17 protein-coding genes are annotated in these 19759 nt (G+C 44.4%); 6 read left to right on the top strand and 11 right to left on the bottom strand.

The window, feature by feature from the left end:
* Positions 1-999, bottom strand: a complete 999-nt coding sequence (locus DQM55_RS04090) for an LTA glycolipid anchor biosynthesis glycosyltransferase, IagA/BgsA family (RefSeq protein ID WP_032912409.1) — start codon at positions 997-999, stop codon at positions 1-3.
* 244 nt (positions 1000-1243) lie between these two features.
* Complete coding sequence (gene ccpA / locus DQM55_RS04085; RefSeq protein ID WP_002894913.1) at positions 1244-2248, bottom strand: catabolite control protein A; 1005 nt, start codon at positions 2246-2248, stop codon at positions 1244-1246.
* Positions 2249-2410: 162 nt separating this feature from the next.
* Between ccpA and DQM55_RS04080 the strand changes: the two genes are divergently transcribed.
* The 5 genes from DQM55_RS04080 to DQM55_RS04060 all read left to right on the top strand — a co-directional run bounded on the left by DQM55_RS04080 (position 2411) and on the right by DQM55_RS04060 (position 7481).
* A complete protein-coding gene (locus DQM55_RS04080) occupies positions 2411-3493 on the top strand; it encodes a M24 family metallopeptidase (protein ID WP_111675555.1) in 1083 nt (360 codons plus the stop codon).
* 427 nt (positions 3494-3920) lie between these two features.
* Positions 3921-4967, top strand: coding sequence for a FecCD family ABC transporter permease (locus DQM55_RS04075; RefSeq protein ID WP_061595103.1), 1047 nt, complete (start codon positions 3921-3923; stop codon positions 4965-4967).
* A 1-nt stretch (position 4968) separates the two neighbouring features.
* A complete protein-coding gene (locus DQM55_RS04070; RefSeq protein ID WP_111675554.1) occupies positions 4969-5724 on the top strand; it encodes an ABC transporter ATP-binding protein in 756 nt (251 codons plus the stop codon).
* 55 nt (positions 5725-5779) lie between these two features.
* Positions 5780-6808 carry an ABC transporter substrate-binding protein gene (locus tag DQM55_RS04065; protein ID WP_111675553.1) on the top strand — a complete coding sequence of 343 codons (1029 nt, stop codon included), beginning with the start codon at positions 5780-5782 and terminating at the stop codon, positions 6806-6808.
* Entirely contained in the window at positions 6789-7481 is a 693-nt protein-coding gene (locus tag DQM55_RS04060) for an alpha/beta hydrolase-fold protein (RefSeq protein WP_111675552.1), read from the top strand. The genes DQM55_RS04065 and DQM55_RS04060 overlap by 20 nt, the downstream gene beginning before the upstream one ends.
* 109 nt (positions 7482-7590) lie before the next feature.
* On the opposite strand, the gene DQM55_RS04055 is transcribed toward DQM55_RS04060, so the two are convergent.
* The 6 genes from DQM55_RS04055 to DQM55_RS04030 form a co-directional block, all read right to left on the bottom strand.
* On the bottom strand, positions 7591-8094 hold the full coding sequence (locus tag DQM55_RS04055) for a methylated-DNA--[protein]-cysteine S-methyltransferase (protein WP_111675551.1): 504 nt from the start codon (positions 8092-8094) through the stop codon (positions 7591-7593).
* 35 nt (positions 8095-8129) lie between these two features.
* Positions 8130-8987, bottom strand: coding sequence for a VOC family protein (locus DQM55_RS04050; protein ID WP_111675550.1), 858 nt, complete (start codon positions 8985-8987; stop codon positions 8130-8132).
* A 231-nt stretch (positions 8988-9218) separates the two neighbouring features.
* The gene (locus DQM55_RS04045) at positions 9219-9668 is read right to left on the bottom strand and encodes an Rrf2 family transcriptional regulator (protein ID WP_002912933.1); all 450 of its coding nucleotides are present in this window, start codon (positions 9666-9668) and stop codon (positions 9219-9221) included.
* Positions 9669-9723: 55 nt separating this feature from the next.
* Positions 9724-10572: a metallophosphoesterase family protein gene (locus DQM55_RS04040; RefSeq protein WP_111675549.1), complete on the bottom strand. Its 849-nt coding sequence runs from the start codon at positions 10570-10572 to the stop codon at positions 9724-9726.
* Positions 10573-10669: 97 nt separating this feature from the next.
* Entirely contained in the window at positions 10670-13393 is a 2724-nt protein-coding gene (locus DQM55_RS04035) for an FtsX-like permease family protein (RefSeq protein WP_111675548.1), read from the bottom strand.
* 1 nt (position 13394) lies between these two features.
* A complete protein-coding gene (locus DQM55_RS04030) occupies positions 13395-14096 on the bottom strand; it encodes an ABC transporter ATP-binding protein (RefSeq protein ID WP_111675547.1) in 702 nt (233 codons plus the stop codon).
* 142 nt (positions 14097-14238) lie between these two features.
* On the opposite strand from DQM55_RS04030, the gene DQM55_RS04025 reads away from it, so the two are divergent.
* Positions 14239-14799 (top strand): TetR/AcrR family transcriptional regulator, encoded by a 561-nt coding sequence (locus tag DQM55_RS04025; RefSeq protein ID WP_004186046.1) that lies wholly within the window; start codon positions 14239-14241, stop codon positions 14797-14799.
* A 90-nt stretch (positions 14800-14889) separates the two neighbouring features.
* On the opposite strand, the gene DQM55_RS04020 is transcribed toward DQM55_RS04025, so the two are convergent.
* From DQM55_RS04020 to DQM55_RS04010, 3 genes are all read right to left on the bottom strand, one after another.
* The gene (locus tag DQM55_RS04020) at positions 14890-16941 is read right to left on the bottom strand and encodes a C69 family dipeptidase (protein WP_111675546.1); all 2052 of its coding nucleotides are present in this window, start codon (positions 16939-16941) and stop codon (positions 14890-14892) included.
* A gap of 124 nt (positions 16942-17065) precedes the next feature.
* Positions 17066-17887: a PrsW family glutamic-type intramembrane protease gene (locus tag DQM55_RS04015; protein ID WP_111675545.1), complete on the bottom strand. Its 822-nt coding sequence runs from the start codon at positions 17885-17887 to the stop codon at positions 17066-17068.
* Entirely contained in the window at positions 17880-19544 is a 1665-nt protein-coding gene (locus DQM55_RS04010) for a C69 family dipeptidase (RefSeq protein WP_048774260.1), read from the bottom strand. The genes DQM55_RS04015 and DQM55_RS04010 overlap by 8 nt, the downstream gene beginning before the upstream one ends.
* Positions 19545-19759: the final 215 nt, after the last annotated feature.

Raw genomic sequence — 19759 nt, 5'->3', positions numbered from 1 at the left:
TTACATCTCCAAAACTGTTTGATAAGCCTTAACTAACTGATCTGCAACATCGTCAATAGACCGGCTTTTAGCCACCTGATAGCCTGCTTCGCGCTTGTCCACCTTTTTATCTAAGACATTTCTCAGAGACTGGACAAACTCGTCTACGTTATGACAGAGCTCGGCTGAACGCTCATCCACCCAGCCCTGATAAACTGGAATATCGCGCAACACAACATTCTGCTCACTGGCCAAGGCTTCCAGGACAACAATTCCTTCAGTTTCCTCATAGGACGGGAAAAAGAAGGCATCTGCTCCAGACATTGCTCCCTGGAAAACAGCTCCCTTAAAATAGCCGGGAAATTCAACATTATCAGGATGGTCAAAGAGGACCAAACGGCGAATCTTACGCGGAATCAACCAGAGATTGATAGAGCCCAGCCAGATAAAGCGCACATCTGGCATCCTGCGGGCAACCTCTACAAAATCCTCAATCCCCTTGCGGCGGAAATAAAGTCCAGCACAGACGACCACCTTCTGTCCTTCTTCAATCTTAAAATACTTTTTAAAAACTTCTTCCTTGCGAGCATCTTTCTTATACTTAGGCAGGTCAATACCGTTTGACACAGCCACCATAGGCGTAGTGACCCCATAAGACTGGATCAGCTGCTTGGAATACTCCGATGGCGTGATAATGAAATCCGCCTTTTTATACATGTGAGTCAGATATTTACCAAAAAGCGGAGCAAAGAGATTGGATCCAATAAAGGAATTTTCAAAGTCCTCCTTGGTCGAATGCCCATGCATAATCACTTTTTTATTGCCCCTCTTGGCAGCATGCAGAAGAAGCAAGCTACGGGGACCATAGGTATTGATGTGGACCACATCATAATCTCCTAAAACGTCCGTCGTATAAGGAATCCCAGCCAAATCCAAGGCGTGCATCTGGTGCTGGAGGGCTCGGCCGATTCCTGATTTCTCCAAAACGGACTTTCCTTCAAGGTACAGTAATACTTTCATACTTCCTATTATACCGAAAATCAAATAAAAAGGAAAACCACAAGGGCAAATGAGGTAAAAAATCCATCCAAAGCCTGATAGCATATAGAAAACGCTCTAGCTGAACGGAAACACAAAAAAGCTGAGGTACTACACCTCAGCCTCGCTTCATAATCATGAAACTCTCTTAAAGCAGTCATTGACTTAGTCTCTTCAGACGCTTTTCAAGTTCAGAGAAGTTCCTAAGCAGACTGGCGGACACGGCTTATTTCCGAGTTGATTTACGCTCGCTAATGCTGTGAGCTAGGAGAACTTCGCGTTCTTCCAATTCTTCCTTATGCATAATCTTAGTCAGCATGCGCATACTGATAGCGCCGATGTCATAGAGGGGCTGACCGATTGTGGAGAGGTTAGGACGAGTGAAACGAGCGACTTGCGAATCATCACTGGTAATGATTTCAAAATCTTCTGGAACTTTGATACCTTGATCAGACAGACCATTTAAGAGGCCTGCCGCCAGTTCATCTCCTGTGACAAAAGCTGCAGTTGCTTTGGAAGCAATGACACGCTCCGCGAGGTGGTAGCCATCATCATAAGAATATTTAGATTCAAAAACCAAGCCTTCGCTGTATGAAAGTTTCTTGTTCTTCAAGCCATCTTTATAGCCTGATAGACGGATTTTCCCGTTGATATCATCTACAAGCGGTCCGCTGACAAAGGCAATTTTCTTATTGCGCTTAGCCAGTAATTCTACAGCATCAACCGTTGCTTGCTTGTAGTCAATATTAACGCTTGGAAGCTGATGCTCCACATCGACAGTACCCGCCAAAACGACCGGTGTGCGCGAACGTGAAAACTCTGAGCGAATTTTCTCCGTCAGATGATAGCCCATGAAAATAATGCCATCCACCTGTTTAGAAAAGAGAGTATTGACAACGGATACTTCCTTATCATCATCCTCATCACTGTTAGCCAAGACAATGTTGTATTTATACATTTCGGCAATATCATCAATCCCTTTTGCCAAGGTTGAGAAATAGCTATTGGTAATATTTGGAATGACAACGCCGACGGTTGTAGTCTTCTTGCTGGCTAATCCACGTGCCACTGCATTTGGACGATAGTCAAGACGATCAATGACCTCTAAAACTTTTTTACGTGTGTTTTCTTTGACGTTCTTGTTTCCATTCACTACTCGACTGACTGTCGCCATCGAAACTCCCGCTTCACGGGCGACATCATAAATCGTTACTGTGTCGTCTGTGTTCATATAGTTTCCTTTCTTCTATTGAAAATATCGTTTTCACTTTCCTACATTCACCATTTTATCACTTCTTGTAAACACTTTCAAGTATTTTGATAAGTTTTTGAAAAGTCTTGCTTTTTTTGACATTTTTTGCCAAAATAGAGGCATAGAAAGAAGGTTGTGACCATGACAAAAATCCAACAAATCACCCACTATCTCGAGAATGAGAAGCTAGATGCCGCTGTTCTGTCTGATCCAGTCACTATCAATTATCTGACTGGTTTTTACAGCGACCCGCATGAGCGGCAGATGTTTTTGTTTGTCTATCCTGACCATGAGCCCCTGCTCTTCGTGCCAGCTCTAGAGGTTGAGCGTGCTTCAGGAGCTGTTCCCTTTTCAGTCCTTGGCTATATGGACTCGGAAAATCCTTGGCAGAAGATTAAAGCTGCATTGCCGGCTCACTCCTTCAAGACTGTCGCTCTTGAGTTTGATAACTTGATTTTGACCAAATATCATGGATTGAAAACTGTCTTTGATAGTGCAGAATTTACCAACCTGACTCCTTACGTCAACCGCTTGCGCCTGATTAAGTCTGCCGATGAAATTCAGAAAATGCTGGTAGCTGGGCAATATGCTGATAAGGCTGTTAATATCGGTTTTGACAATATTTCACTGGACAATACCGAAACGGATATCATCGCTCAGATTGACTTTGCTATCAAGCGCGAAGGCTATGAGATGAGCTTTGAAACCATGGTCCTGACGGGAAATAATGCAGCTAATCCGCATGGCATTCCCGGAGCAAATAAAGTCGAAAATAACGCCCTCCTGCTCTTTGACCTTGGCTGCATGGTCAATGGCTATGCCAGTGATATGACACGGACCGTTGCTGTTGGCCAACCTGATCAGTTCAAAAAGGATATCTACCATCTGACATTGGAAGCCCAGCAAGCTGCTCTTGACTTTATCAAGCCAGGGGTCACAGCTCATGAAGTAGACCGCGCAGCACGACAGGTCATCGAAAAAGCTGGCTATGGTGAGTATTTCAATCACCGCCTCGGCCATGGTATCGGTATGGATGTTCACGAATTTCCATCCATCATGGAGGGCAACGACATGGTCATCGAAGAAGGCATGTGCTTCTCTGTTGAGCCTGGTATCTACATCCCTGGCAAGGTCGGTGTCCGCATCGAAGACTGCGGCTATGTCACTAAGAATGGTTTTGAACTCTTCACCGAGACTAGCAAGGACTTACTGTATTTTGAATAGAATTTTATCAGCATATATTATGTCTTGAATGATTATTGGACTTGGCAAAGGACTTCTGGTTATTTGAGCTATCATTGTTGTACATCGTTATAGCTGTCTTAGTCCTTAAGCATTTATAATTTCAAAAAACGATAGAAAATTTTCTGTCGTTTTTTCTTGTTTTCTAGTAATTATACCAAGTCATTTAGGTTCATCTGCTTTTCCTCCAATGAAGTCGTCTGTCAGAGACTTTCCGAAGAACTCTTTTGCTCCGCACTAAACAGTTTTTACACTAGCAAGATGATTTCATCATTGAGAAGAGAAAGAATCACAAATCCTTATCATATCAGAGGTTTTTATCCCTTCTTGCCCTTCTGATTTAAAAATGTTATAATTTTTTATGAAAAATTGTCTAAAAATTCTAATCTTTGCTGTTAAGGAGGTCTGGATGCTCTTTAAAAAGTCAGAAAATCACGGATTTTCTCGCTATATCTGCCTGCTCTTGCTTCTCGTCATTTTTCTGGCTTGTTCTCTCTTTTTAGCTGTCTCCTTGGGATCGGTCACTATTGATATACAAGACACTTACCAGATTATTTTCAGCAAACTCGGATTTCCCCTTGGCACAGGCAAACTATCTCCGTCCACAATCGCGATTGTTTGGAACATGCGGGTTCCAAGAGTGCTCTTGGGAATCCTAGCTGGTGCTGGCCTTTCTGTCTGTGGCAGCGTCATGCAATCTACTGTCAATAATCCCATCGCAGAGCCTTATATCCTGGGAATTTCAGCGGGTGCAACCTTCGGAGCCACACTGAGCATTATCTTAGGCCTCAAATCCATTACTGGCGCAGGCGCCTTTATAGGAGCCATTCTGGCATCGGCAGTGGTCCTTTTTATCGCATCCATGCAGGGAAAAATGACGACAAGCAGTCTGATTCTGTCAGGAACAGTTGTAAATGCCCTCTTTATCGCTTTTTCCAACTTTATCATTTCCGTCGGTGCCAATGCTGACAGCCTTATGACGATTAAGTTCTGGACTATGGGCTCACTGGCTGGAACTTCTTGGTCAGATTTAGCCTTGCCGGCTCTTGTTGTTGGTCTCTCCTTTTTGTTTTTCTGTTCCCAGTATCGTATTTTCAATACTATGATGATGGGGGACGAAGCTGCTTTGACACTGGGAGTCCCTCTGCGTTTTTACTGGTTCCTCTATATCACAGTTGTCGCAGTCATGACTGCGGTGCTAGTTGCCTGCTGCGGTATTATCGGCTTCATCGGACTAATCACTCCGCATATTGCTCGTAGATTAGTCGGTACCAATTACAAAAGGCTCTTTCCTATCGCTACCCTGCTCGGCTCTATCTTTCTTGTCTGGGCAGATGTTTTAGCTCGAATTTTGGTCAAAAATGCCGAGCTGCCGATTGGGATCTTCACCGCTTTAGTCGGCGCCCCCTTCTTCATCTACATTGTTGCCAAAAGCAGAAAGGAGGTAAGTAGCTGAAATGGATCTAACTTGCCAAAATATCCACTATGCTGTCGGCCAAAAAGAGATCTTAAAAGGAATTTCGCTCAAGGTCGAGGGAAATCAGTTTCACACCATTTTAGGGCCCAACGGAAGCGGCAAAACTAGTCTGCTCAAAACCATCTACCGCCAAATCAAACCTGACAGCGGGAACATTTATCTAGACGGAAGGCCACTTGAACAGATCCGCATAAAAAAAGCTGCCCAGAAAATAGCCGTTGTAACTCAGTTTAACCATCTCCAGTTTGACTGCACCGTCCAAGAAATCGTCATGCTGGGCAGGACGCCGCATCTGTCCCTTTTTCAAAAAGAGAGCGAAAAAGACTACGCCCTTGTCCGTCATGCCTTGAGTCAGGTAGACATGCTGTCCAAGAGAGATCGCACCTATTTATCCCTGTCTGGCGGTGAGAAGCAAAGAGTCCTGCTGGCACGCGCTTTGGCTCAACAGCCAAGCCTACTGCTCCTAGACGAGCCGACCAATCATCTGGATATCAAATACCAGCTGGATATGCTGCGTATCGTCAAAGACCTGAACATCAATGTTTTGGCTGTTTTACATGATATCCAACTGGCTTGTCGGTATTCAGACTATTTGTACCTCATGAAGGGAGGTGAGATTGCATACCAAGGCGCTCCAAAGGAGACCATCACTCATGATTCACTGCAAGCTGTTTACGGTATTCAGAGCAAAGTGATCTGGACCAAGGATCGACAGGCTATGATTCAATATCTATAAGAGTCTGTTTTCAGCTTTATCTATACAAGCTCCAAGCCCAAGAAAGGAAGGCAATATGAAAAAAACACTCAGTATCTTACTCGTCGCAACTGCTGCACTGACAATGGCAGCCTGCAATTCTTCATCTAAGGAAAGTACGAAAGAAAGCTCAACTTCGCAATCTTCCTCCAAAACAGAGAGCGCGAAAAAGAGCACAGCAGAGACAAAATATCCAGTGACAATCAAAACTTACGATGCCGAAGGCAAGGAGATTGATCAGATCTTTGAAAAGGCACCGGAAAAGGTCATCACCAATAACCTTTCGACGACCGAAATCTTGATTGAACTAGGATTGAAAGACAAGATCGCTGGTATGCTCAATCCAGACAACGATGTCACAGATAAATACAAGGCTGATATTGCCACCATTCCGCAAGTCGGCGACAAGAAAACCGTATCACAGGAAACTGTGCTATCTTATGAGCCAGACGCTCTTCTTGGCCGAAACATGATGTTTTCCGAGAAGTCTCTGGGAACAGTCAGTGCCTGGAATGAAAACAAAATCCCTGTCTACACACAGAAGGCTTCCCTGTCTAATACCAAGCAAGACCTAGGAAATATCGTTGAAGATGTCAAGAATATAGGAACCATCTTTAACGTTCAAGACAAGGCCAATCAGTATGCTGACCAGCTGCAGACAAGAATTGACACTGTCAAGAAGACCAATAAGGCTAGCCAAGGCGAAAAGAAAAAAGCACTCATCATGTGTGCCTACAACGATGAGACTTTCGGTGCTTATAAATCTGCCCTGCAGGAGAGCTTGCTTAACCAGCTCGGCTATACCAATGTAGCGACCGGAACCTCTGACTTGACCTTGGAAAATCTGGTCTCTATGGATCCAGAAGTCATCATCTACGTAACCAGCGACCGGAACAAGGCCATGGATGAACAAGCAGTTGATCTAATGAAAGCCAATCCCGTTCTGGAGGATGTCCCAGCGGTCAAAAATCAGAAAATCATGACCATCTCCTATGATGAGTTCATGGATTATGGTCCTACTGTAATCGACTCACTCGAGAAAATCAATGACTTTGTCAATAAATAAGACCTTTGTCTGGGATGGGATCACTGTCAATATTGCCCTGCCTCAGGATTATGACAAATCACGACCTTATCCAGCAATCTTACTAAATGATGGAAAGATAAACTACCTGAGCAGGCTTTCTTCATCGGTAATCTTGATTGGACTGATATCAAACAACAGGCTGGACGATTATACACCCTGGAAAGCCAATGCTCTAAAGCCTGGCAATCCTAATTTTGGCGGCGAAGCGAATAGCTATCATCAGAAACTATTCAACGATATATTAGCAGAAATCAGACAGCACTACCTACTGGATGACAAGAGAATTGCCTATGGTGGCTACTCTCTCGGTGGACTAGCAGCTGTTTACAGTCTCTATAGCGGCTGCGAGGTCCCCTGTGTTTTTTCTATCTGCGGTTCCTTTTGGTACCCAGGTTTTACCGACTATTGCCGAACACAGGACTTGAAAAATAAGGACTGTCTGGTTTATTTGCAGAATGGAAAGACTGAAGGCGCGAATCACTCAAACCGACTTTCCAAAGCTCCTTTTTATGCTGCAGAAATTCATCGCTTGATTCAGAAAGAAATCCTTGCCACATACTCCGTCTTTGATTCTTATGGGCATCATGAAGCCCTCAAAGAGCGCTATGCTGCCTTTGCCGACTGGCTGGCCACACAATGGCATATCGACTAATGGAAAACCCCCTTGTCAGCTGCTGTAAGTGACAAAGGGGATTTTTAGTTTATTAATGCAAGCAAAAAACTCTCACCAGTAAAATGATAAAAGTCTTGAGTAGAAAGATTTATTCAGTCTTCTCCCCCGCCTCCAACTTCAGTAGAAAGGATTTTTTATCAAGACCGCCTGCATAGCCGGTCAGCTTGCCGTCGCTTCCGACAATCCGGTGACAGGGAATCAGTAGTGAAATAGGATTATGGCCGATGGCACCACCGACTGCTCTAGCCGAGCCAATCTTACCGTACTCAGCTTGTAATTCTCGTAGAATGTCTGAATAGGTAGACGTTTGTCCATAAGGAATCTTCTGCAGCACTGTCAGAACCTTGCTTCTGAACTCAGTTACTTGAGGTGCCAATGGAATCTCATCTGTCGCAGGATTTTCTCCCTTAAAATAAGCATCCAACCAAGCAAAGACGCGTCGGCTGACTTCTGTCTCTCCCTGTTGCGCTTGCTCCAGATCATAGCCTGCTCCAAAATATTTCTGGCCCTCCAGCCAAAGCCCCAACAAGGCATTTCCGTCTGTCAAGATAAGAATCCGGCCAATCGGCGATGTATAATAAGTCTTGTACATATTTTTTCTTTCTTCTAGCTTCTTGATACGCCTTATTATACCACTCTTGTCTTAATTTTTGCCACAATCCCATCTGGGTCTGTGACTTCCAGCTCTTGGGAGCTAATCCATCGGACTGGTGCCTGCAAGTCCAGAGCATTTTCATAAATAGCTACTAGGTCTTCTTTTCCTTCTACTTGCGCCTCAAAATAGGCTAGTCCCAGTTGCTTCGGTTGGCGATGATTCAAGTGAGAACCTCCCCATTCATTGACGGCTAAATGATGATGGTAGTTCCCTGATGCCAGCCAGCTAGCAGAAGGTACAGAAAATTTGTCATCCAAGTCTAGAAGTTTTTGGTAAAAATGACTGGCTGCTCTGCTATTTTTCACAGACAGGTGGACATGGCCCATACGAGTGCCTTCAGCAATACTAAACGGCTGGATTTCCTGACCGAGTTCATAGATTTCTTGAGCCGCAAGTGCTTCCGTCACTCCGATAATGCGGCCATCTTCTCGAATATCCCAATCAGCCTGAGGTTTGTCCCGATAAAGCTCAATGCCATTGCCTTCTGGATCCTCCAGATAAATGGCTTCACTATAACCGTGGTCGGCTCCTCCGACCATAGGAACTTTATTTTCGGATAAATGCTTCAGGATATCCGCTAAGGCTTGACGGCTTGGAAGCAAAAGTGCCAGATGATAAAGGCCGTAAGCCGACTTTACGGACTGCTGGTCATTGGTCGCTAAGAGTCTCACCAGCACTTGTCCGTCCCTGCCCAAAGCCACCTGTCCGTCCTGCTCTTCCAAAAGTTCCAGCCCTAAAACTCGCTGATAAAAGTCCTTTTGTCTTGCTAAATCGGCCACATAAAGTGCCACCTCTCCTAGATAAATCTTGCTTTCATATTCAAAAGTCATGTACTTTCTCCTCTCTTAAATTTAAAATTTCAGCAGTTTTCCTGCTCAATCTTTTTTTTATTTCCTCAAAGCAGAGATAGATTCCCTGATATGGCTTTCCACATCTCCATTTGCTCCGAAGTCTTATTTTTATATTGTAATTATTTATATTACATCTATTAGTATAGCAGGTTTTAATGTAATGTCAATAATTACATCTCGTAAAATTCTTAACAAAAAACAATCTGCTCACTAGGAAACAGATTGTTCTTTAATTTCTTTTTCGGTCGCTGCGACAACTTCGTCAAGGCTGGTCTGAGCCAACTCCGCTTCCATGGCTGCCTGAATAGCCGCCAATCGGTCATCTAAGACATTGTGAATGTTCTTGCCGATAGGACAGTCTGGATTGGGCTTATCATGAAAACTAAAGAGCTGGCCGCTCTTGCCCAGACATTCAACCGCACTATAGACATCCAACAGGCTAATGTCTTTCAAATCTTTGGCAATCTCTGCTCCTCCGGTCCCACGAGCAACGGTAATCATCCCGGCATTCTTGAGCTGGGACAGGGTCTTGCGAATAATAACTGGATTGACGCCAACACTGCCAGCAAGGATATCACTTGTCAGTTTTTGTTTTTTTCCCTCCAAAGCCAGGACAATCAGCATATGGGTGGCAATGGTAAAACGACTAGAAATCTGCATTTTTCTCCTCCCTCATCATTTTCTCTCACTATTATATCCCAAAAAGGGTGTAACTTCAAGAGTTACGACTGGACTTTAAGAAAGCTGCGATCTCATCTGCGTAGCCTTCCCTCTCACTGATTTCCCGCAGCAGGTCGTGATTGTGAGTATGGTGGATACCATTGACCAAGCTCTCCCGATAAATCTCATAGTAAGGCAAGTGGAGCTCCCGCGCCAATCTCAGCTCCTGCTCCACATCGTAGGCCACGCGCCTCAGGTCGACATCAGCCAGACCCATCTCATCTATCTCTAAAATGGCATACTGGGCTCGCAAGTCCTGACGCAAAGCCGAATCTAGAAAGAATGGCTGACCAATAGAGCCGGGATTGATAATCAGCTGACCCTTAGTCCCATAACGAAGAAACTGCTGGTGAATATGACCATAAACAGCGATAGCGCAGTCATTCGCCTCAAAAAGGCGGTCGAAATCGCTCTGCTCGCCAATATGAATCAGCTCCCGCCCCCAATTCTTATCTGGCAGATGGTGGCTGACCGCAATCTTCAATCCCTCTACTTCTGTCAAGATCTGCAGAGGAAGTTCTTGCATGCGGTCAATCTCTTCAGGATGGATTTCCTCCAGGACAAAATGACAGAGCCGGGTCAGGTAGAGATGGCTGGGACGATCCAAATCCAGCTTTTGATGCAAAGCATGCCAGAGACTGTCTTCCCAATTCCCTCTGACCTGGAGGCTGATGTGCAGCTGCTCCATCCTATCTAAGATATTTCTGCGACCAGTTCCTGGCAGGAGCAAGTCCCCCAAAAACCAATAGTCTGTCACTTGCTGGCTTTCCGCATCCGCCAGCACTGCTTCCAAGGCTGAGCTATTCCCATGCACATCGGATAATAAGGCAATTTTTCGTGTCATCGTATGTCTTTCTCTTTCTTTACAAGGAATATTATATCAAAGTTCAAAAAAACTTCCACCTCACAAGCGAGGGAAAGCTTTGAAATGTTTTTTAAAATTAATCAACAGACTTGAGCGCTTCCAGCATATCCACCCTTCTGAGGCGGTAGTTTACAAAGAAGCCAAGCAAGGTCAGAATAAGAGTCACTGCTGTTAGAGGAAACAGATAGACTGAGGGACTTACTTGAGGGGTTAAGCTGATAATGCTAGGCGCAACCTTCTCAATCAAAAAACGATGCAGGAAGAAACCGCCTAGAAGCCCAACTGCCATCCCAATCACTGAAAGAATAATGGTCTCTCGATAGATATAGAGGGTCACTTCCTTATTATGGAAGCCCAAAACCTTGATAGTGGACAGCTCTCGAATCCGCTCGGCCACATTGATATTGGTCAGATTGTAGAGAATGACGACTGCTAAAAGAATAGAAATCAGCACTAAAATCATCATCGTATTATTAAGAGAATCAGCTAGGACGTTGAACTGCTTCACCATGCTTGCATTTTGGGAGACACTCTTGACAGATTTGAGGCTCATAAATTCATTGGCCTTATCAACAATATTTTTACTAGAAGAGTCCTTGAGCCGCACTAGATAAGCATTTTTCTCAGGCTTTTTCCCGTAAATCTTCTGGTAGTCAGTCGCCTTCATAAAAGCAAAATGGCCAAAATGATTCTCATTGACTGCTGCGAGCTTGACAGGCTTGCCACCCAGCTCTATACTGCCACCGGGGCTAACTCCAGCTATACGGGCCAATTTATCCGAAACAACTGCACCATCCTTCAGGGACAGCTTCTGTCGGCTGTCAGGACTTTCCATGGAAATAAAAGGTTCAAAATTTTCCTTGTCCGTAACCATTAAAGTGACTGATTCTGTCTCTTTTTTCCCTTTGTATTTCTCTGTTAGGGTTTCACTGTAGATCTCCTGATAATCAGCAATCGAGTCATCTGCCAGCAGCTTTTTCAGCTTGTCTTGTTCGGCTTGATTTTCCCCAGGATTGACAGCGACAATCAGGTCGTATCGCAGAATCTCCTCAAACTGGCGTTTGGGAATACCACCAATAGAAGATTGGAGTCCTAGTCCGGCAAAGAGCAAGGCAACAGAACCCGCCACACCAAAGATGGTCATAAACATCCGCTGCTTATAGCGAAAGATATTGCGTGCTGTGACCTTCTGAGTAAAGCTAAGACGTCGCCAGATAAGGGTCAGTCTTTCCAAGAAAATCTTGGAGCCCTTGACCGGTGGCTTGGGCAAAAGCAAGTGAGCTGCTTCCTCTGTCAGCTCCCGTCTTGCCACCAAATAGGCAGGGAGAACGCTGGAAAGAAGGGAAAGTCCAAGGGCCAGTAAACTATAGGAAACATAAAAATATGCATACGGGGCAGAGAGCACCATCCCTCTGGTAATAATAGAAGAAATCACTCCCGACAAGAAATAATGTCCCAGCAGAATCCCTATGAAAGTACCTAGACTCCCTGCCACCAAACCGTAAAGAGCAAACTTGCGAATGATATCTCGGCTATGATAGCCTAGAGCCTTAAAGACACCTGCATTTGTTCGCTCCTCATCAACAAAGCGCGTCATGGTGGTAAAGGTCACCATAGCTGCCACCAGATAGAGCACCACTGGGAAGATATTACCAATCGACGCAATACTATTCATGGAGTTTTTATACATATGATAGCCATTCCCACCTGGCAGAGACTTGCGGTCATAGCTATGATAGGCCGGCTCTTTCAAACGACTCAGATTTGCCTTAGCATCAGCTAGCTTGTCCTTGCTAGCTGATAAGTCTTTCTCTGCCTGAGCTAGCTCTGCTTTTTTCTGATTGAGCTGAGACTCAGCTTCCTGAATCTGCTGCTGACTCTGGCTGAGCTGTGCAGGAGCTAGGATAGAAGCGGATTGAGTTGCTGCTAGCTGGTTTTTTTGCTGGTCCAGCTGACTCTGAGCTTGCTCTAATTGCTTTTTACCTTGGGTCAGTTCGCTCTCAGCCTGACTAATCTTATCTTGACCCTTCTGAATGGTGCTTTTGGCATCTGCCTCTAATCGCTTAAAGCGAGCTGCTCCGTTATCTTCCAGGCTCTTGTCCAAAGCTGCCTGGTGTTGCTCCAAACGCTCCTGATAGCTTGCTGAAAAAGGAGCCAGCTTTTCTAAATCATGATAGCGCAGGCGGGCAATACTGTAAACATCTGTATCAAAGGCCTTAGGGCTGACTACAGCATAGGCTGATAAAGCCCCGCTGCCACTAGTCGCATTGCCTAGATTTCTATCAGACCAGAGCTCTGCCGAGTTGACAAATCCCACAATCTTATAGGTCTTGTTTTTCAGAACTGACCGGCTGCCGGCTTTTTCGGTCAGATCAATCTCCTGACCAAGCTTATATTTCTTGGACCAAAAGCTAGCCAGGGCAATTTCTTGCTCATTCTGAGGAAGACGACCGGAGGTCACTTGAAAGTTTGAAATATCCTTGGTATCCGAGAATACTCGGAGAGCCTCCTCGTCTACGGTGACATCTGTCAGATAGCCAAACTCGACATCAGCTCCCTTAATAGCTTCCAGCTCTTTCTGATCCTCCGCATCCAAACCATAGTCCGCCATAACAGACAAGTCCATGGTTCGCTGCTCTTTCAAGTAATCTGTTGCTGTTCTGCGCATATTGGGTGGAGCGACCTTGAGCCCCACGAGAGCTAGAGAACCCAGCATCATGAGGATTAAAATAGATAGGAAACGTCCTTTAGAGCTAGTGAAGGAGCGCAGAATATCTTTCCAATAAATCTTTCTCTTCATATCAATACTCCAATGTACTTATATCCTGAGGCTCTTCATTGACTGTAACACTCTTGACTCTCGCGTCGTGCATACGGATGACCCGGTCAGCAATGGGAGCCAAGGCAGCATTGTGGGTCACGATAATCACCGTCGCCCCTTGATTGCGGGACATATCCTGTAAGATTTGCAGCACTTGCTTACCGGTATTGTAGTCCAAAGCTCCTGTCGGCTCATCACAGAGCAAAATCTTGGGTTTCTTGGCCACAGCCCGAGCGATGGACACCCGCTGCTGCTCCCCACCTGATAGCTGCGCCGGAAAATTATTGAGGCGATTTTCCATACCAACCGCAGTTAGAACGGCCACTGGATCTTGAGCATCCTTGACAATCTCAGAAGCCAATTCGACATTTTCCTTGGCTGTCAGATTGGGCACCAAATTGTAAAACTGAAAGACAAAGCCCACATCATTTCGGCGATAGTCCGTCAGCTGGTGGGAATTGTAGTCAGCAATATTCTGGCCGTCTATCAGGATCTCTCCTTCATCATTGGTATCCATACCGCCGAGAATATTAAGCACTGTTGACTTACCAGCACCAGAAGCACCTAAGATAATGACCAGTTCCCCCTTTTCAATCTCAAAAGAAATATCATGATTGGCGACAATCTCCGTGTCACCTACCTGATAACGTTTAAAACTATGTTTCATTTCAATATAAGCCATGTCATCATCTCTCCTTTTCAAAACTCGTTTCCTTAAATCAACAAGGTGTTGATTCTAAATCACAGATATTATATAATGAGCTTAGACAAAAATCAATAACCAAAAATCAACAAAGTGTTGATTTAAGCAAAAAGGAAGAAAAATGGTCCAGAAACGAAAAACTAGCACTAAGGAAGACATCAAGGAAGCCTTGATTCAACTACTATCAGAGGAAAGGTTTGATAATATCTCCATCAGCAAACTCTGCAAACGGGCAGGGATTAATCGCGGCACCTTCTACCTCCACTACCAAGATAAATATCAGATGGTTGATAGTCTCAAAAACGACATTATTTCCCAACTTTCTAGTTATAGCATGTTTGAAGCGGAGAACGAATATCCCAAAAAGTTAATGATAGCAAAATTTCATATACTCCGTGCTAATGAACGTCTTATCAATGCCTTGACCAAGAGCCATTATATTGACTTTCGGGAGGCTATTCGGGAGTACATAACCAGTATCATTCTGAGTGATAAGCAAAAGGCTGCTACCCAGCGTTTTTTAGAGGAGAACTTTCACATCCCTCAGAAATACGCCTTGGAAATCTTCCTATCCAGTGTTGAGGGGATTATTTCTCTTTGGATAGCCGGCGGAGCTCAAGAAGAACCTGAAGAACTCACTGACATAATTTTGACGACTTATAACTATGATTATTTAAGATAAAGGCTCTAGCTTGAAGGCTAGCCTGGACAAAAGTCATTTTTTTCACCAAGAAAGGCCGAACATATTGCTCGGCCTTCTTTTTATTTTAGATTAGTTTTTCTTTGTTTTCTTCAAAAGGAAGAAGACTCCTGCTAGGATAATCAAACCTGCAAGGCTCATGATTGTGACTTGCTCCCCTGTTGATGGCAGGTCTTTTTTCTTGGCCTTGACGGACTGCTCATTTCGATACTGCACTTGGTAAACAGAGAAATGATTGGTCGTGAAGCTGATAGTCTGGTTTTGATTAACTGTTACATCAAATTTCTCAACCTGTTTGCCATTTTCATCCAGAGCATAGACAGCATCTACTGGCAGATCTTTGCGAACTGGAATCGTCACAAGAGTTGGACTGACCTGATGCACCGGCTGACCATTCGGATCGGTCAAGCTAATGTCATAGGTATCTGTCGGCTGAATCTTGCTTTCTAGTTTTTTCACTGACAGCTGATGACCGGCCTTGACCAAGTCAGCATTTTTCAAGCGAATGCCAGTTGCGACATCTACCAAGCTGTCATCTTCTACATTGACTTCCGTCCGTGTATCCGAACTGCTAGAAGTTGCTGAAGAGGAAGAACTTGACGAGTTTTGAGTTGATGAAGAGCTGCTAGAATCTTTGCTGGAGCTAGATGGAGTTGTTTTTGTTGCTTCCTTGATTTTAGCTTCCATTTCAGCTTCTAGCTCTTTCATTTCCTTAAAGACTTGCGCTGCTCGAGCTTGTGTTTCCTCTGTGACTTTTGCTGAAGAGTCTGGCAGAGCAGCATTGGCTGCATCCAGAGCATTTTGTTCCTCAATAAAGCGGGCTTCCAAGGCCTTCCATTTGTCTTGGACAGAAGTACCAAAGAGATCCTGATGCTTGGCCGCCATATCATAGATATGAGATGCTACCCAGTACCAAGAGTCTGGACTGTAGCTAGTTGTGTTGACCTGATAAGCATCGTAAGTATCTGTGATATTACCATTATAAGGCAGGTAAGGTGAGAAGCGAGGACTGCCTACCGCTAGCCACATAGTGCCTCCGCCCATATTGGCTGGAACGCCGTCTTTGAGCTGGAAGATATGAGCTTCCATGACATTTGGGTTGCCCAATGGATATTTGTAAACAGGGTCTGTCGTACCACGTTGTGGCAGCCCCTTACCATCTAGCTCCATTTGGTCCAGCGGTTTGAATTGAGTGCCCTCAAAGCGATTGCGCTGCATAGCCATAACATCTGCTACACTGATCTTTCTGTCTGTGGAGTGCATGAGATCAAAGTAAGAGTCGTTATAAGACACGGCCGCATTTGGATCTAGACTGGTGATACCTGCCCAGGCACGTGAACGATCTGCCTCTGCCATCGGCGGATTGTAGGACTGAGAAATGTGGAATTTGCCATCAATTTCTTTATAAGAATTAGCTTGTTTGGCAACATCCTGAACACCCTTTGAGGCGATAACATTTTCTGTATCATCAAAATCAACGCTGCCTAAGAAGAAAGTATTAGGAAAGACAGCATACTTGTCATCTGGGAATTTAATTGCAACATATTGGTGGCCAGATAGGATTTCCATATACCAGACACCAGTCTTGTCAGCAATAGTGATAATATTCCCCTCTGCTGCTCCCTGCTCTCTGACAATCTGCGCCATCAGCTCCACACCCTGACGGGCTGTCTGAACATGGGGCAGAACGACGGTTGTCAGGATAGACTCAGCCAAGCCATTTGCTACATAAGGATCCACCTTTTGGATGGCATCATTAGCCTTGGCAGAAACAGTCGCAGAAATAGAGACTCCGTACTCATTGAAGCCAACCTCGTCAAAAATACCTTGGGATGGGGTCACATCTGATACCGAAGTATACTTGTAGCTTTCTGCCGGCAGGGTCCATTCAAAGCCGTTGGTTTCATCGACCAGCTTGGCACCACTCGCATTGGTCTTTCTCGGATGAACCAGAAAGACCTTATTGTGATTAGGCTCTAAGTCCTCCGTCCGACCATAAAGCGTCGTGCCGTCTGCCGTCAGGTCTTTCCCGACAATAAATCCTGTGCAGGCTTCGACCACTTGGAAAGGAAAGAGGAAAATGGCCGAAAGAGCTAACAAGGAACGAAACAATATTTTTTTCATAAAAATATCTCCTTTGTTTTTTTGTAAAAAATTACAAAATTAAATACTATATTCAGTATAGCCTTTTACCTCAGGTTTTGCAAGCGATTTCAAGCTCTTGTTTGATATATCCCCTGAAAATTATTTAAATTTCTAAATCTATCTTTTTCTCCTTCAAAACCAGTCGGTAGACTTCTATAAAGGTAGCAACGAGAAAGGCAAATAAGAAACCGACAACGATGTTAATTCGATGCTCTGTTTCGAAGAAAGGAGAGTTCCAAATAAAGTGATTGGCAACGGTTGACACGACGCACCAGAGACCAAAGAGACGATATTTCTTGTAAGCCGTGGAGAACAGAAGATAAACCCCAACGGTCACCACTGCTGTATAGAGAGTATGTGAAGCCAATCCGCCAGCAATTCGGCCAACTGCTTCTAAGGAACCACTATATTGTTCTCCGAAAGTCACTCTGGATACATAGGCAATATCCTCTATGACTTGAAAGCCAAAGCCCGAACTCAGTCCAGCGATTAAGACAGACTGAATATCCTTGCGCCCCAAAATGTAGAGAGCGGCAAAGGCTGTCAGAGACTTGAAAAATTCCTCTGCAAAAGGAGCTGTCAGTGCATTGGTCCAATCATTGAAAACAACGGGATCCTTGATGAAGTTAGAGTTAATAATATCAATCAAGCTATTGCCCGCAAAACTGAGCCAGCCAGAGATAAAGGCACCTCCAAAGAGCGCTGTTCCTAGAACAATCGTCTCAACTGATAACTTTTTGGCGAGTTTTTTAATCAAGAAATAGAAAGGCAGGAAAAAGGCAGCTAAAACAGCTAAGTTCAGAACCAAGTCGCGGCCAGCTTCTAAGGTGACATCCTTCTCCGCCATGTCCCCAAGCTCAAACTGCAAGCCGATACCAGCTAGAACTAAGTAGATATAGAGAGCAATTCTTCTTGTTTTATTCATGACTGTCTGCTCCTTTTCTATTTTTTCCTTTGACAAGATAAATCGCTATTCCAATGACTGTCAGCACAAAGATACCTCCTGCAATAGCAATATCGTAGTCAAAATCTTCCAGACGAATTGTCTCCTCTGTGTCAGAGTCCTCTAACTCCTCAATCTCTTCTAAAGCACTTGTACCATATTCGGCCACGACCTTATCTTCAGCAATCTTCTGGATTTCCTTAAGGCGCTTAAAGACTGAATCCGCTCGCTCCATAGAATCTTTTGTTGCTTTCAGACTGGCTTGTTCTGGCTGTTCAGACAGACTAATCTGCTCGCTGTCATGAGCAGGCTGTTCCTCTATCCATTGACTTTCCATACGCTCAATTTCACTGCGAATAGAGCCATCTTCAAATAGTTCTGGGTATTTTGCAACCAAATCATTGATGCGGCTAACAGTCCAATACCAGGAATTTTCATTGTAGGCTGTACTCATTTCCTGATAAGGCTGAGAGGTATTGCTGATATTGCCATAGTAAGGGAGATATGGAGCATTGCGCGGACTTCCCATGGCTAGCCAGAGAATTCCTCCTCCAGTAGAGGCAGGTAAATTCTCCTTGAGCTGGAAAATATGGGCCTCCATGACATTTGGATTAGAAATAGGATATTTATAAACTGGGTCAGCTTTGGTTTTATCTGGAATCCCTTTTCCGTCTAGCTCCATCTGATCTTGCGGTTTGAAGTCTGTTCCTTCCAAGCGATTGCGCTGCAAGTTCATCGCATCACGCAGACTAAGCTTGTCGCTCGTTGAGTGCATGAGTTCAAAGTATTCATCGTCATATTGCACATCTGCATTGGGATCCAGCGCCTTGATACCAGACCAAACCCGAGAGCGGTCAGCTTCTGCCAGTGGCGGATTATAGGATTGGGCTACATGGAAGCTACCATTGATTTCCTTATAGGTGCCAGCATCCTGCGCTATCTTTTCAAGATCAGCTGATAAGATGGTATTTTCAGTATCATTCTTATCTACACTGCCTAGGAAAAATGTATTTGGAAAAACAGCGTATTTGTCATCTGGAAACTTGATGGCAGCGTATTGGTGGCCAGAAAGGATTTCCATATACCATACACCCGTCTTGTCGGCAATCGTCACGATATTGCCTTCGGCTGCACCTTTTTCTCTGACAATTTTGGCTAGTAGTTCTACTCCCTCTTTGGCTGTTTTCACATGAGGCAGGACTACAGAAGTTAAAGCTGATTCAGCAATACCGTCCTTGACATAAGGGTCTACTTTTTGAATATCATCATTAGCACTGGCCGAGACCGTCGCAGAGATAGAAACGCCTTCCTCATTAAAACCGGCCTCATCAAAAACGCCTTGCTCTGGTGTCACATCCGGTACCGCCGTATACTTGTAGCTAACAGCCGGCAAATCAAAGCTAAAGCCGTTGGTTTCATCTACAAATTTATCACCAGCCTTATTATACTTGCGCTCCCGCACCACAAAATTCTTGTTGTGGTTGGGTTCCAGGTCCTCTGTTCGACCATAGAGAGTCGAACCATCCGTCGTCAAATCCTTGCCGATAATAAAGCCGGTACAGGCTGAGACAGCCTGAAAAGGGAAGAGTGTAAGAAGCATCAAGGCTGGAATAGCCCAACTGAAAAATTTCTTTTTCATCAGTTTCTCCTTTGTATATTAATTGATAAAATATTTATCGCATATTTAGTATACTATTCCCTTGCTATGGTTGCAAGCGTTTCCAAAACCCCTTCTGCTAGCTAAAATGAATAAATTCCCCTAGGAAAAAATTACTCTAGCTGTATACCTAGCAGCCCCTCCAAACCTCTTGTATAAATTTCCATAGATTTATATCAAGCTGTATAAAAATTTTT

Source organism: Streptococcus sanguinis (genome assembly GCF_900475275.1).
Lineage (GTDB): Bacteria > Bacillota > Bacilli > Lactobacillales > Streptococcaceae > Streptococcus > Streptococcus sanguinis_N.
The sequence above is the reverse complement of the archived record's forward strand: the minus strand, read 5'-3'. Positions and strand labels throughout refer to the sequence as shown.

Excerpts from the sequence above, each read along its gene's own strand:
- DQM55_RS04090 (WP_032912409.1), bottom strand. The coding sequence starts at position 999 with ATGAAAGTATTACTGTACCTTGAAGGAAAGTCCGTTTTGGAGAAATCA.
- ccpA (WP_002894913.1), bottom strand. The coding sequence starts at position 2,248 with ATGAACACAGACGACACAGTAACGATTTATGATGTCGCCCGTGAAGCG.
- DQM55_RS04080 (WP_111675555.1), top strand. The coding sequence starts at position 2,411 with ATGACAAAAATCCAACAAATCACCCACTATCTCGAGAATGAGAAGCTA.
- DQM55_RS04075 (WP_061595103.1), top strand. The coding sequence starts at position 3,921 with ATGCTCTTTAAAAAGTCAGAAAATCACGGATTTTCTCGCTATATCTGC.
- DQM55_RS04070 (WP_111675554.1), top strand. The coding sequence starts at position 4,969 with ATGGATCTAACTTGCCAAAATATCCACTATGCTGTCGGCCAAAAAGAG.
- DQM55_RS04065 (WP_111675553.1), top strand. The coding sequence starts at position 5,780 with ATGAAAAAAACACTCAGTATCTTACTCGTCGCAACTGCTGCACTGACA.
- DQM55_RS04060 (WP_111675552.1), top strand. The coding sequence starts at position 6,789 with ATGACTTTGTCAATAAATAAGACCTTTGTCTGGGATGGGATCACTGTC.
- DQM55_RS04055 (WP_111675551.1), bottom strand. The coding sequence starts at position 8,094 with ATGTACAAGACTTATTATACATCGCCGATTGGCCGGATTCTTATCTTG.
- DQM55_RS04050 (WP_111675550.1), bottom strand. The coding sequence starts at position 8,987 with ATGACTTTTGAATATGAAAGCAAGATTTATCTAGGAGAGGTGGCACTT.
- DQM55_RS04045 (WP_002912933.1), bottom strand. The coding sequence starts at position 9,668 with ATGCAGATTTCTAGTCGTTTTACCATTGCCACCCATATGCTGATTGTC.
- DQM55_RS04040 (WP_111675549.1), bottom strand. The coding sequence starts at position 10,572 with ATGACACGAAAAATTGCCTTATTATCCGATGTGCATGGGAATAGCTCA.
- DQM55_RS04035 (WP_111675548.1), bottom strand. The coding sequence starts at position 13,393 with ATGAAGAGAAAGATTTATTGGAAAGATATTCTGCGCTCCTTCACTAGC.
- DQM55_RS04030 (WP_111675547.1), bottom strand. The coding sequence starts at position 14,096 with ATGGCTTATATTGAAATGAAACATAGTTTTAAACGTTATCAGGTAGGT.
- DQM55_RS04025 (WP_004186046.1), top strand. The coding sequence starts at position 14,239 with ATGGTCCAGAAACGAAAAACTAGCACTAAGGAAGACATCAAGGAAGCC.
- DQM55_RS04020 (WP_111675546.1), bottom strand. The coding sequence starts at position 16,941 with ATGAAAAAAATATTGTTTCGTTCCTTGTTAGCTCTTTCGGCCATTTTC.
- DQM55_RS04015 (WP_111675545.1), bottom strand. The coding sequence starts at position 17,887 with ATGAATAAAACAAGAAGAATTGCTCTCTATATCTACTTAGTTCTAGCT.
- DQM55_RS04010 (WP_048774260.1), bottom strand. The coding sequence starts at position 19,544 with ATGAAAAAGAAATTTTTCAGTTGGGCTATTCCAGCCTTGATGCTTCTT.